The following is a 12988-nucleotide window of genomic DNA, read 5'->3' as shown; positions in this document are numbered from 1 at the left end:
GGTAACTGACACCATGGCCAAAACCTCGCTGGACAAAAGCAAAATCAAGTTTCTGCTCCTCGAGGGCGTACACCAGACTGCCGTCGACACATTGAAGGCAGCGGGTTACACCAACATCGAGTATCACACTGGCTCCATACCGGAAGAGCAACTGAAGGAATCCATTGCCGACGCGCACTTCATCGGCATCCGTTCCCGCACCCAGCTCACCGCCGACATCTTCAGCCATGCCCACAAGCTGGTTGCCGTAGGTTGCTTCTGCATTGGTACCAACCAGGTGGATCTGGATGCCGCCATGGAAATGGGCGTTGCCGTATTCAACGCGCCCTACTCCAACACCCGCTCAGTCGCCGAGCTGGTCCTGGCCGAAGCCATTCTGCTGCTGCGCGGCATCCCCGAAAAGAACGCTGCCTGCCACGAAGGCGGCTGGATGAAGAGCGCCACCGATTCCTACGAGATCCGCGGCAAGAAGCTCGGCATCATCGGTTACGGCTCCATCGGTACCCAGCTGTCTGTTCTGGCCGAAGGCCTGGGCATGAAGGTGTATTTCTACGATGTAGTGACCAAGCTGCCACTGGGTAACGCTACCCAGGTCGGCTCGCTGACCGAGCTGCTGGGCATGGCCGACATCGTCACCCTGCACGTACCGGAAACCGCTGCCACCAAGTGGATGATGGGCGAGAAGGAAATCCGTGCCATCAAGAAGGGCGGCATCCTGATCAACGCCGCGCGCGGCACCGTGGTGGATATCGATGCGCTGGCCTCGGCCCTGCGCGACAAACACCTGAATGGCGCTGCGATCGACGTATTCCCGGTTGAGCCACGAGCCAATGGCGACGAGTTCGTCAGCCCGCTGCGCGAGTTCCAGAACTGCATCCTGACCCCTCACATCGGCGGCTCGACCATGGAAGCGCAGGCCAACATCGGTCTGGAAGTGGCGGAGAAGCTGGTGCGCTACAGCGACAACGGCACCTCCATCACCTCGGTCAACTTCCCTGAAGTGGCGTTGCCTTCGCACCCCGGCAAGCACCGGCTGCTGCACATTCACGAGAACGTGCCCGGCGTGATGAGCGAGATCAACAGCGTGTTTGCCGCCAACGGCATCAACATCTGTGGTCAGTTCCTGCAGACCAACGAGAAGGTCGGTTACGTGGTGGTGGATGTCGACGCCGAGTACTCCGATCTGGCGCTGGAGAAGATCCTGCAGGTCAAGGGCACCATTCGCGTGCGGGTGTTGTTCTAAGCTGAGCCATCAGCCTGGCGTGCCGGGCTGCAGCAATACCCAAAGGGGGCGCAACGTCGGTTGCGCCCCCTTTTTTTGTTAGTCGCACGGGCATGGGTTCCTAGGGTGGCCAACGCCGAAGGCTTGCCTACCATGGCGTGGTGCATCAGCTGTACACTCAACCGAACATCGCCCGCCTGTTATAAAAGCCCAGTAATATTCCGACCTGGTAGCTCGAGCACCTGCATTAAATTCCGATCTTTTTAGCCTTGCTCCATCTTGAAGGTACATCCACGTCCGCTTTTCGCCTTTGCCGGCGAGTTACTTTTGTTTGCTTGGCCATACAAAAGTAACCAAAAAAAGGCCACCCCACCAAGCTGGCCTGCGGCTTCTCTGCGTTACTCGACAGCTTGGAAGGGAATGATCAGCCAGAGCGCGCCGGGGTTTTTGGGCTTGGTTGCTGATCAGGATGGCAGCAAAACAAGTAACCACTCGGACCAAAACTCCCATCTGAGCGGGCGAGTAGCGCAGATCTGCCGGGAAAAAGGTACGCGCGGTGTCTGAGGTGCGTAGCGCCGAGTTTGCGCGTGCCCCCGGCAGATCGAGCAACGCAGCGAACCCGAAGGGCCGCGCAGCTGGGTGCCCTGGGGGATCGCTAAGGGGGCATGGGCAAGCATGCCCCCTTGGCTCGCCTAGAGGCGAAAACGGTAATGAGCTGATGCACTAACTACAAAGCCGGCGCTGTAGTTACGCAGGTAAACCAGGCAATAACGGGCAGACGGCATTTTTGGCCAATCAAACAAAAGTAACTCGCCGGCAAAGGCGAAAGGCATGCGCAAAGACAGTCTCGAAAAAGAGCTAGACTGGCAACACAAGCGTCTTCCAGGGTGAGTGAGCTCCAGCCTGGCACTGTCAAACGCCATAAAACCCCTCGTCTCAGAACCGCGCCAGAAGCATCCAACCAGAGCCCCCACTGTAATACGCTAGAAACCTGACGCTGGTTGAATGACGCTTCAACCCGACAACCGAACCCCACCCCATGTCCGCCATCCAGTCCCTCGCCGCCCTGCTCAAACCCATCGAATCATTGAGCCCCGAGATGACCATCAGCGAGGTCGCCGACCAGCTGCTGCAGCCCAGCCACAAGGCGTTTCTTTCTCTGCCCGTGGTAGACGCGGCGCAGCGCCCGCTGGGGCTGATCAGCCGGTACCGTTTGCAGGACATTTTCATGCAGCGCTTCGGGCGTGATCTCTGGGGCAAGCGCTCGGTCACCGAGGCGGCCAACCCCGGCTCGCTGGTGATCGCGCTAAATACCTCTCTGGATGACGCCGCACGCATCGTCACCGCGCAGCTGCAATACCCGATTACCGAAGACTTCATTCTGGTCGACGAGTACGGCTGTTATCAGGGGCTGGGCACGGTGCTGGACCTGCTCAAGGCCATGGAAAGCCGCATAGACCAGCGCAACCGTGCGCTAAATCGCGCCCTGCGCGAACTGAAGAACTCGCAGGCGCATCTGATCCAGTCGGAGAAGATGGCCTCACTCGGCCAGATGGTCGCCGGGGTGGCGCATGAGCTGAATACTCCACTGGGCTATGTGAAGAACAATGTGCAACTGCTGCGCGATCTGGTCCAGCCACTGCTGGAGCTGGCCGAGGCGCAGGCGCAGCTGAGCCAGTGCCTGACCGATCCGGACACCTCGGCCGAGACCGTGGAAGCGGCATTCGCGCGTGTGCAGGACGCGACCGAGCTGGCCTCTCCGGCGACCTTCGAAGAGGACTTCACGCCGCTGGTGGACGACACCCTCTACGGCCTGGAGCAGATCGGCGAACTGGCAGTCAGCCTCAAGGACTTTGCCCGCCTGGATCGCGCCATGAGCGAAGACATCGATCTCAACGATTGCGTGCGCAGTGCGCTGGTGATCGCGCGCAATGCGCTGAAGGACAAGGTGAAGGTGGTCACGCGTCTCGGCGAGCTGCCCACCATTACCTGTACGCCCTCGCAAATCAACCAGGTGCTGCTCAACATGCTTACCAACGCGGCGCAGGCGATGCCTGACAGCGGGCAGATTCTGCTCAAGAGCTGGGCGGACGCGCAGTTTGCCTACCTGTCGATCCAGGACAACGGCCAGGGTATTCCCAAAGGCATTCAGCAGCGCATCTTCGATCCCTTCTTCACTACCAAGGCAGTGGGCGAAGGTACCGGCCTGGGATTGGCGATCAGCTACAAGATAGTGCAACAGCATGGTGGCAATATCCGCTTTGCCTCCGAACCGGGGCGCGGCACCCGCTTCGTTATCAGTTTGCCGCTGAACCAGACCCAGTCATTGCAACGGAGCGCTTGATATGACCTCGTCCGATCCCGTGCGCATCCTGTTTGTCGATGACGAAGAACGCATTCTGCGCAGCCTGTCGCTGCAATTTCGCCGCCAGTATCAGGTGATTACCGAGTCCAACCCGGCACGGGTAATGGAGCGCCTGAAAACCGAACCGGTAGACATAGTCGTCAGCGATCAACGCATGCCACAGATCAGCGGCAGCCAATTGCTCAGCCAGGTGCAGCATGCCTACCCCGACAGCCTGCGTATTCTGCTCACCGGCTATTCCGATCTGGACGCCGCGGTAGACGCCCTGAACAGCGGCGGCATCTTCCGCTATCTGACCAAGCCCTGGGAGCAGCGGGATATGGCCGACACCCTGGCGCAGGCGGCCGAGATAGTGCGCCATCGGCGCCGTTTTCTCGGGCAATCACCTGCTGCCGCGGCGCATACGCCCGCCAGAGCACGCCAGGTCTGTTTGCTGCTGGTGGATGAAGAGGCAGAAACCCTGGCCCTGAGCCGCGACATCTGCGGCCGGCTAGGTATACAGCTGCAAGCGGTAAGCACACTGGACGGCGCCCTGGCCAAACTCAACGAAGAGGATGTGGACATCCTGCTGAGCGACATTCGCCTGGGCAGCGATGATCTGCGGCCGCTGCTGATGACCCTGGCGCAAGCCCACCCGCAGTTATTGAGCATTGTGGTCACGCCTTTTCAGGATACCCAGCTGCTGCTGAAGCTGATCAATCAGGCGCAGATTTTTCGCTATTTGCCCAAACCCATTCGCCGCGGCATGCTTGAACGGGCAATCAAGACGGCGGTGGTTCAGGTAGAACAGGCCTGGCAACAGCCCAGCGCGCCGTCCTTGCGTCAGGCAGAGACGCCGCGCGCTGCCGAGGAGCAAAGCCGGGTGAGCAACTTCATGGGCATGCTGGGCCGGCTAAGGCAACGTCTGACGGCATGAGCAGCGGCGCGCGGACTCACGTATCGAGCAACGCAGCCAGTTGCGCCATCTCGTCTTCATTGAAGACCCGCACCCCGGCGCGGCGCAAGGCGGCCGCAGTGACACCTTCACCAGGCACCTTGGTGCCGTTGAAGTTACCGTCGTAATTCTCATGGTTGCCGCATGACGGACTGCGCGCCTTCAACAGGGCGTAACGCAGCCCGTGCCTGGCGGCCAACGCCACGGCCTGTTCTGCGCCGCGCACGAACGCGATTGTGAAATCGTCACCCTCGATACTGCGCACCGGTAGTAGACCATCAAGTACCTGAGCGCCCTGGCCACCGGGAATCTCCGCTGGCGGGCGCGGCGTCGGCAAACCGCCAGCCACCTCCGGGCACAGCGCCACAATACGTCCCTGCGCCTGCCAGCGCAGCAGTTGCGCCTGCGGGTCGAAGCCGCCACCGTCGTAGCGCACCGGGTGACCCAGCAGGCAGCGGCTGACCAGAATCTTTTCCATGCAGTACTCTCTCCTGGCGTTACAGACCCTGCAGTTTAGCGGTCAGCCGCTACTCAGCGCAGCAGCGGATTATCCGGCCGACGACGAAACCAGCCGGCCAGGCTGGCTCGCTCCTTGCCCGCGGCCAGCACCTCATGCTCAATGTCTGCACTGGTGAACACGGCCACGGTTCCCGCGCGCGGCGCCACATCATGAGTGCCCGCAGCCAGGTGCAGGCGCAATTCGCCGCCGTCGCCCGGTTGCCATTGCTGGTTGAGATAAGCCACCACCGAGACACTGCGCAGCGGACTGTCCTGAAAGCGGTCGAGATGCCTCTGATAGCCGGCACCGGGCGGATACAACGCATAATGGGTTTCGAAGCTGTCGAGCCCGAGGAACAGGCTGCGGTTGAGCACATGGCGCAGCTCGTCCATCAGCCGCAGATAGGCACTGTTGGCAGCGCACGGCGGACAGTCGTCCAGCCAACGGGTGTAATCACCACGAATCCGCGGCACCACGGTTTGCTCCGGGCCACGGCCAATCGCCGCCGGCGTCAAGTCGGACTGCTGCCAGAGCGCATGGCATTCGCTGGCCAAGGCCTGCACCAGATCAGCGGGCAGCAACTGCGGTTGCACAGACCAGCCACGCTCGGCCAGCTCATCGGCTATCAGCTCAAAGCGGCTGACCGGTACCCCAGGGAACTCGAACATGGCAGTGACACTCGAACAGGTTACGCCGACACCGGCACGCCTGCCCTGGACCCGCGTTCAGCGGCCAGACCGCGCCAGGTAGGTTGGCCGCGCAGCCGGCCAGGCAGACGCCGGCATTGTATGTCATGGCCGTACTCTGGCAAGATTTTTCCGCGCGGGCAGGTGCCCGCTCGTCACCACATGAGGCTAATATGCGTCCCACCCTGTTTTCCGCCGTTCGCACCACCCTGCTGAGCGGCCTTCTGGCCATGAGTCTTCCCGTTCTGGCCAACAGCAACGAGCTGTACCAGATCTCCGGCATGCAAACCCATCAGGAGCATTTTCAGCAGGCGCTGAAGAAGGCTCAGCAACGCTACGCGGCGCAATTGCCCGCCAATGTGGCTGATAACCTGATGCGCAAGAGCAATGAACGCTTCGAGCCCCAGCGCATGCACGCGCGTGCCGCCGCCACCTTGCAGGTCAACCTCGGCGACGACGAACTCGACAATGCACTCGCTTTCTACCGCCGCGATGTTGGCCAGCAAGTGGTTGCCGCCGAAACCCGCGCCACCTCCCCTGCCGAGGTCAGCGCCATGCAGAATGGCTTGCCGATGATGAAGGTGAGTGCCGAGCGCAAGGCATTGATCGACCGCCTGGCCAAGCAACTGCCGGCGCTCGACCTTGGCGAAGAGGTATCCCTGGCGTTGGCCGGCATGGCGACCGACAGCGCCAATCAGATGCTCGGCGGGCTGTTCCAGATTCCTCAGGAGCTGACCCAGCAGCGCGGCGCCCTGCGTGCACAAATGGAGCCCAACCTGCCGCAGACGCTGCTGTACGTCTACCGCGATCTCTCCGATGCGCAGCTGGAGCAGTATGTGCAATGGAGCGAATCGGACACTGGCCGAGCCTTTTTCAAGGCGGCCAATGCCGCAGCGCATGATGCCTTGAATCCCTGAACCCAGCCTAGCCGCCGAGGCGCGGCGCCAGCCACTCCAGGTACTGCTTGCGCAGGCGTTGATGTTCGTTGGCCAGATGGTGCCGCGCCTTCGGCAGGTACAGGGTATCGGGCGCGGCAAACTTGCTTTCCAGCACCTTGATGTTGTGCTGCCAATCTACCGTGCCGTCATCCTGACCCTGAATAATCAGCGGTTTGTGCACCACGCTCTCTGCACCTTCGATGCGCGGAATCCAGCGCTCCAGCGCCTGCACCCAGGCCACCGGTAACACCTGTGGCTGCAGCGGATCGTGGCTGCGAATGAAGTCGAGGAAGGCCTGATCACTGGAGTTGTCGGTGAACTTGCGCCCCAACTGCTGCACAAAGCCGCCCAACAGCCGCAGCCCCATCTGTGAAAAGCCCCACTGCCGGGGGCGCACCAGCGGCGCCATGAGAATGGTCTCGCCCAGCGCATCCGGCACGGGTCCATGCAGCAGACGGTCAATCAGAATGGCACCGCCGGTGCTCTGCCCCAGCATGTGCCACGGCGCGGGTAGTTCCCACAGCATGGCCTGCTCCAGGACACCATCGAGCACTTTCTGATAGCGCAGAAAGCAGTCGATACTGGCGCGCTCGCCACTGGACAAACCATGGCCCGGCAGATCAAAGGCGAGCACCGCAAACTGCTGCTGCAACGCCCATTCGATGAGGTGGCGGTAAAGCCCCATGTGATCGTAGTAACCGTGCAGAATCAACAGCGTGCCGCGGGCTACTGGTGGCTGCCAGATCTGCACCGCCACGCTGAAGCCGTCCACTTCGATGCGCCCCAGGTGCTGCGCCGAGCGCTCGCTGAAGTCGATGCCGTAATAGCCGGCGTAACGCCGGGCAGCAGCATCCACCGCCCGTCCCGGCTCGAGAGCGGGCAACTGGTCAACAAAGGAAGTGAGAAAATCCTGATCCATTCAGTGTCCAGCCAATAGAGGGAATGCGCGCCAGCAGGCGTCGCAACGGCGGCGCGGCCTAACAGAATTCCACGTTATGAACATGATTTGCAACCGATCATCGTGTAACATGCTGCCTCTCCAAATTCCACGTCCTGATGCGCGATGCGCGCAGGTTGTCAGCAGAGTGAGGGTTTCCCCATGACAGAACGCGTCCAGGTTGGCAGTTTGCAAGTTGCCAAGGTTCTCCACGACTTCATCAATCAGCAGGCCATTCCCGGTACCGGCGTCAACGCCGATGCCTTCTGGACCGGTCTGGAAGCCCTGATCAACGACTTGGCGCCGAAGAACAAGGCTCTGCTGGCCAAACGTGACGACTTCCAGGCGCAGATCGATGCCTGGCACAAGGCGCACAAGGGTCAGCCCCACGACGCCGCTGCCTACAAGACTTTCCTGCAGCAGATCGGTTATTTGCTGCCCGAGCCGGAAGACTTCCAGGCCACCACCGAAAACGTCGACGAAGAAATTGCCACCATGGCCGGCCCGCAATTGGTTGTGCCGGTAATGAACGCCCGCTTCGCCCTCAATGCGGCCAATGCGCGCTGGGGTTCACTCTACGATGCGCTCTACGGTACCGACGCCATTTCCGAAGACGGCGGCGCAACCAAGGGTCCCGGCTACAACGAAATTCGTGGCAACAAGGTCATCGCCTTTGCCCGCGACTTCCTCAATCAGGCAGCTCCGCTGGCTAATGGTTCCCATGTGGACTCCATCGCCTATACCGTCAAGGACTGCCAGCTCAGCGTGGCCCTGAAAGATGGCAGCAACACCGGCCTGAAAGATCCAGCGCAGTTCATTGGCTACACCGGTTCCGCCGATGCCCCCACCGGCGTGCTGCTCAAGCACAACGGTCTGCACTTTGAAATCCAGATTGACGCCACCAGCAACGTCGGCCAGACCGACGCTGCTGGCGTCAAGGATGTGCTGATGGAGTCCGCACTGACCACCATCATGGACTGCGAAGACTCCATCGCCGCCGTCGATGCCGACGACAAGACCGTGGTCTACAGCAACTGGCTGGGCCTGATGAAGGGCGACCTGTCAGAAAGCGTGAACAAGGGCGGCAGCAGCTTCACCCGCACCATGAACCCCGACCGCGAATACACCCGCGCCGACGGCTCCAGCCTGACGCTGCATGGCCGTTCGCTGCTGTTCGTGCGCAACGTGGGCCACCTGATGACCAACAACGCCATACTCGACAAGAGCGGCAACGAAGTGCCCGAAGGCATCATGGACGGCGCCGTTACCAGCCTGATCGCCATGCACAACCTCAAGGGCAACACCAGCCGCAAGAACACCCGCACCGGCTCGGTCTACATCGTCAAGCCGAAGATGCACGGCCCGGAAGAAGTGGCCTTCACCACAGAGCTGTTCGGCCGCGTCGAAGACCTGCTGGGGCTGACCCGCAACACGCTGAAAGTCGGCATCATGGACGAAGAGCGTCGCACCACCATCAACCTGAAAGCCTGTATCAAGGCCGCCAGCGAGCGCGTGGTGTTCATCAACACCGGTTTCCTTGACCGTACCGGCGACGAGATTCATACCTCCATGGAAGCCGGCGCTTTCATTCGCAAGGGTGAAATCAAGGGCGCCGTGTGGATTGGCGCCTACGAGAACAACAACGTGGACATCGGCCTGGCGACCGGCCTCAAGGGCCGCGCGCAGATCGGCAAGGGCATGTGGGCCATGCCCGACCTGATGGCGGCCATGCTGGATCAGAAAATCGGCCACCCGATGGCCGGCGCCAACACGGCCTGGGTCCCTTCACCCACCGCGGCAACTCTGCACGCTCTGCACTACCACAAGGTCAACGTGGCAGAGCGTCAGGACGAGCTGGCCAAGCGCAAGCCGGCCTCGGTCGATGACATTCTGAACATCCCGCTGGCTGCCAGCACCGACTGGTCCAAGGAAGACATCCAGCAGGAACTGGACAACAACGCCCAGGGCATCCTCGGCTACGTTGTGCGCTGGATCGACCACGGCGTCGGCTGCTCCAAGGTGCCGGACATCAACGATGTGGGCCTGATGGAAGACCGCGCAACACTGCGTATCTCCAGCCAGCACATCGCCAACTGGCTGCGCCATGGCGTATGCAGTGAAGAGCAGGTGATGGAAACCATGAAGCGCATGGCGGCCGTGGTCGACCGTCAGAACGAGAACGACCCGGCCTACCAGCCGATGGCGCCGAACTTCGACGACAGCGTCGCCTTCCAGGCTGCGGTAGAGCTGTGCATCGAAGGCAGCAAGCAGCCCAACGGTTATACCGAGCCGGTTCTGCATCGTCGCCGCCGCGAGTTCAAGGCCAAGCACAGCCTGTAAATTGCCCGCAACACTGGAAAGTCCGGCCTTGTGCCGGGCTTTTTCGTTTTCGGTGGTAAAAGACAGCTCCTCTTCTTGGCCGCGGCAACGAATCGGCGCATCATCCGCCCATACGCCATGCGTTGCAGTGGGTACAGTAGGCAGCGAACAAGGATGAAGCACATGGAAAGAATAGAGCCGGTTTTCAGTCACCAAGCACTGGACGCCAGCGGCTTGCTGTCAGGCAAAGCCCGTGCGAAGAAATCATGCAAGGTGGCACGCCCCAGCGTACTGGAGATGGAGGGGCGCCTGTCTCTAGCCAACTACTGGCTATATCACGCGACTTTCAACCTTGATGCTTTCATGCTGTGCTACGCGGCCGCCTATTTTTTGCTGCGCCACAATCCGGCGGCGCTGCTACTGAGCATCGGCACACTCTTTATGCTCAACTGCTGGATCAGTCTCGCACTGGTACTGAGGCGCACCCGAGACACGGGCCGATCTGCCTGGTGGTGTTGGCTGATAGTCCTGCCCCTCATCGGCGAGCTGTTCATGCTGTATTTGGCCCTCAAGCCCGGTCAGGACGAGCCAAACCGCGCAGGGCGTCCTAACCAACCCTATCCCAGAACCGAATACGGGAAAATTGCCTTGCTGGCGATCCTGAACTCTATTCTGGTGGTTCTACTTCTGATCACCTTCAGGCCACAGATTGCGGATGCCTCACGCATACTTTTCGCAGCGTTTCTCAATCTCTTCAGCTGACGCCGCACCGCATCATATGAACCCTTGGATGCCGCAGCACTCCAACGTCACTCAGCTTGAACAGCGTATTTACGCAGTGGGAGACCGCGACATGAAATACATCTTTGAAGTGCACATCAGAGAAGGGTACCGCGCCGAGGATTATGCCGACGCGTGGGTCCGTGCCAGTCAGCTTATACAGAAAGCGCCAGGCGCTCTGGGGACTGAACTGCACCGCAAGATCGGCGATCCGCGAACCCTGATCGCCATCGCACATTGGGACAGCAAGGCCAACCGCGATGCCATGGAAGGACAACCCAATCCAGAGATAGCCGAGATCATCAAGGGCGCTTCGCGCTATTGCGATATACGCCTGATCGGCGAGTTTGATGAGCCCGAATGGACCGTCATGCCTCCATCGCACTGAGCGCAGCCGGCATCCATGTTAGCCGGCCTCGGCGCTGCCGCCATTTTTGCGATGGCCACGCAGATTAAGCAAAAACAGACCAAGCTGCAGGGTGATGAGGGCATAGGCTGCATCGTGCCAGCCCCAGACAACCCAGAGTATGTTGCTCAGGATGAAGCAGCAAAAACCCCAATTGCGCTTGCGACGGGTTTGCGAGCCAACCAGCCAGGCGGCAATCAGGGTAGTCAGCATGGCAGGCCATTGCAGCAGGTCGATCAGGGTTTCCATATTCATATTCCATGGACACAGACGCCTGCGGGACGTTCCACGAACCAAGCGCAATGAGCAGCATTGGTCGTTGACCATGGACAGGATTAGAATACCTACCCGCTCTTACTTCACATGGCGAGATACCGATGAAAGCCGCAGTCGTGAACGACCCGAGTCAGCCACCGCAGTACCTTGATTTTGCTCAGCCGCAGGCGCAGCCGGGGGAAGTTATGGTGACAGTTCGAGGCGCAGCGCTGAGCCAGCTGGTGCGCGCCCAGGCCTGCGCAAAGCACTATTCCAGCCCCAAGCCGCCCTTTGTACCCGGCGCGGATGGTGTGGGCGTGCTCGACAACGGTGAGCGCGTGTACTTCGCCTTTCCGCGCAACCCGGTGGGCGCCATGGCTGAACGCGTGGCGGTCAGCGCTGACTGTGTGGTGGCTATTGCGGATGGCATAGACGACCTCACCGCGGCGGCCATCGCCAACCCTGGCATGTCGTCCTGGGCTGCGCTCACCGAACGCGCCGGATTCGAGCCAGGTGAATCGGTACTGATCAACGGAGCGACCGGTGCTTCCGGCCGGCTGGCGATTCAGATCGCTCGCCACCTGGGCGCCGGGCGTATTGTGGTGACCGGCCGCAATCCGGCCACGGAGCCCGAACTGCTGGCGCTCGGCGCCGACCGCTTCATACCCCTGCAACAGGATGAGCAGTCGTTGGCGGCGCAGCTGCGTGCCGAAATGGACGCCGGCATTGACGTCGTGCTGGACTACCTCTGGGGGCCCTCGGCTGCCGCCATCCTGCGCGCGGCTGATGGCCATGCGCCCGGGCAGGCAGCACGGCGTGTGCGCTTTGTGAATATCGGCTCACTGGGTGGCGCCAACATGGAGTTGCCTGCCAGCGCACTGCGCAGCAGCGGGCTGGAGTTGCTGGGCAGTGGATTGGGGAGCGTTTCCAACGCCGCGCTGGTGCGTTGCATTGGTCAACTGTTACAGGCAATTCCGGTCGCCGGCCTGCATGTGGCAGCAATCGCTCGCCCGCTCGAGCAGGTCAGCCGTGCCTGGGTAGACGACAGTCTGCAAGAGCGCATCGTGTTCGTCCCCTAGACCCGGATAGCCTTGACTGCCTGCAGCCATTGCTGGTGCAGTTGATAACATTCGGTCTGCAGCCCTTGCACCTGCATGGCTTCACGCAATTGCTCGCGTTCCGCCACCAGGTCCTCCAGCGCGCTGCTGTTACCATCCAGTCGATGCATTTCCAGCAGACCCAGATGGTAAAAGCGCAGCACCTGCATGGCCTCGGGGTCATGTTGTGCGACGCCCGCCTTGACCTGATGCATGATGTTGGTCACGCGCATCAGGCTGCGCTTGAGGCGCCAGCCATATACTGCGGGCGCCATGATTTCCCGATGCCAGAGACCAAAGCGTACTATGACCACGGTCAGCGCCAGGCCCAGCAATACACCAGTCAGATTCCAGCGAAAATTGCTCACCTCCGGCTGCCCCAGCACAGCCACCAGCACGCTGGACAAGCCCATCGCCAAAAGGGCAAACAGCGCCAGTACCAGCCATGTGCTCTTGCGGGTTTGCTGGCGGTAGAGTACCGGGTCGCGTTGTTCAATCTCGAATAGAATCGTCATGCTTCACTTTCCCATGCTGTCTGCCAGCGCGGCAG

Annotated in this window: 13 protein-coding genes; 8 read left to right on the top strand and 5 right to left on the bottom strand. The window is 61.0% G+C overall.

The window, feature by feature from the left end; translation table 11 throughout:
- Positions 1-13 precede the first annotated feature (13 nt).
- From serA to V7756_RS01305, 3 genes are all read left to right on the top strand, one after another.
- Positions 14-1243: a phosphoglycerate dehydrogenase gene (gene serA / locus V7756_RS01315; protein ID WP_335608361.1), complete on the top strand. Its 1230-nt coding sequence runs from the start codon at positions 14-16 to the stop codon at positions 1241-1243.
- Positions 1244-2261: 1018 nt separating this feature from the next.
- A complete protein-coding gene (locus V7756_RS01310) occupies positions 2262-3566 on the top strand; it encodes an ATP-binding protein (protein ID WP_335608360.1) in 1305 nt (434 codons plus the stop codon).
- 1 nt (position 3567) lies between these two features.
- A complete protein-coding gene (locus V7756_RS01305; RefSeq protein ID WP_335608359.1) occupies positions 3568-4503 on the top strand; it encodes a response regulator in 936 nt (311 codons plus the stop codon).
- Between the two features lie 16 nt (positions 4504-4519).
- On the opposite strand, the gene V7756_RS01300 is transcribed toward V7756_RS01305, so the two are convergent.
- Entirely contained in the window at positions 4520-4999 is a 480-nt protein-coding gene (locus tag V7756_RS01300) for a DUF523 domain-containing protein (protein ID WP_335608358.1), read from the bottom strand.
- 53 nt (positions 5000-5052) lie between these two features.
- On the bottom strand, positions 5053-5688 hold the full coding sequence (locus V7756_RS01295; protein ID WP_335608357.1) for a 2OG-Fe(II) oxygenase: 636 nt from the start codon (positions 5686-5688) through the stop codon (positions 5053-5055).
- A gap of 191 nt (positions 5689-5879) precedes the next feature.
- Between V7756_RS01295 and V7756_RS01290 the strand changes: the two genes are divergently transcribed.
- Positions 5880-6623, top strand: a complete 744-nt coding sequence (locus tag V7756_RS01290) for a DUF2059 domain-containing protein (protein ID WP_335608356.1) — start codon at positions 5880-5882, stop codon at positions 6621-6623.
- 7 nt (positions 6624-6630) lie between these two features.
- Here V7756_RS01290 and V7756_RS01285 read toward each other — a convergent pair whose 3' ends face one another.
- Positions 6631-7563 carry an alpha/beta hydrolase gene (locus V7756_RS01285; protein ID WP_335608355.1) on the bottom strand — a complete coding sequence of 311 codons (933 nt, stop codon included), beginning with the start codon at positions 7561-7563 and terminating at the stop codon, positions 6631-6633.
- 180 nt (positions 7564-7743) lie between these two features.
- On the opposite strand from V7756_RS01285, the gene V7756_RS01280 reads away from it, so the two are divergent.
- The 3 genes from V7756_RS01280 (at position 7744) to V7756_RS01270 (ending at position 11068) form a co-directional block, all read left to right on the top strand.
- Positions 7744-9921: a malate synthase G gene (locus tag V7756_RS01280; protein WP_335608354.1), complete on the top strand. Its 2178-nt coding sequence runs from the start codon at positions 7744-7746 to the stop codon at positions 9919-9921.
- Between the two features lie 162 nt (positions 9922-10083).
- Positions 10084-10662: a DUF805 domain-containing protein gene (locus tag V7756_RS01275; RefSeq protein WP_335608353.1), complete on the top strand. Its 579-nt coding sequence runs from the start codon at positions 10084-10086 to the stop codon at positions 10660-10662.
- 91 nt (positions 10663-10753) lie between these two features.
- Positions 10754-11068: an antibiotic biosynthesis monooxygenase family protein gene (locus V7756_RS01270; RefSeq protein WP_335608632.1), complete on the top strand. Its 315-nt coding sequence runs from the start codon at positions 10754-10756 to the stop codon at positions 11066-11068.
- 18 nt (positions 11069-11086) lie between these two features.
- On the opposite strand, the gene V7756_RS01265 is transcribed toward V7756_RS01270, so the two are convergent.
- Complete coding sequence (locus V7756_RS01265; protein ID WP_335608352.1) at positions 11087-11335, bottom strand: hypothetical protein; 249 nt, start codon at positions 11333-11335, stop codon at positions 11087-11089.
- Positions 11336-11463: 128 nt separating this feature from the next.
- On the opposite strand from V7756_RS01265, the gene V7756_RS01260 reads away from it, so the two are divergent.
- Positions 11464-12420, top strand: coding sequence for a quinone oxidoreductase family protein (locus V7756_RS01260; protein WP_335608351.1), 957 nt, complete (start codon positions 11464-11466; stop codon positions 12418-12420).
- On the opposite strand, the gene V7756_RS01255 is transcribed toward V7756_RS01260, so the two are convergent.
- Positions 12417-12953, bottom strand: a complete 537-nt coding sequence (locus tag V7756_RS01255) for a DUF3087 family protein (RefSeq protein ID WP_335608350.1) — start codon at positions 12951-12953, stop codon at positions 12417-12419. The two genes, V7756_RS01260 and V7756_RS01255, sit on opposite strands and share 4 nt — an antisense overlap.
- Positions 12954-12988: the final 35 nt, after the last annotated feature.

The sequence above is a fragment of the Halopseudomonas sp. genome (assembly GCF_036961105.1).
Classification (GTDB): Bacteria; Pseudomonadota; Gammaproteobacteria; order Pseudomonadales; family Pseudomonadaceae; genus Halopseudomonas.
Note: the sequence above shows the minus strand (reverse complement) of the source record. Positions and strands in the feature narration are given on the sequence as shown.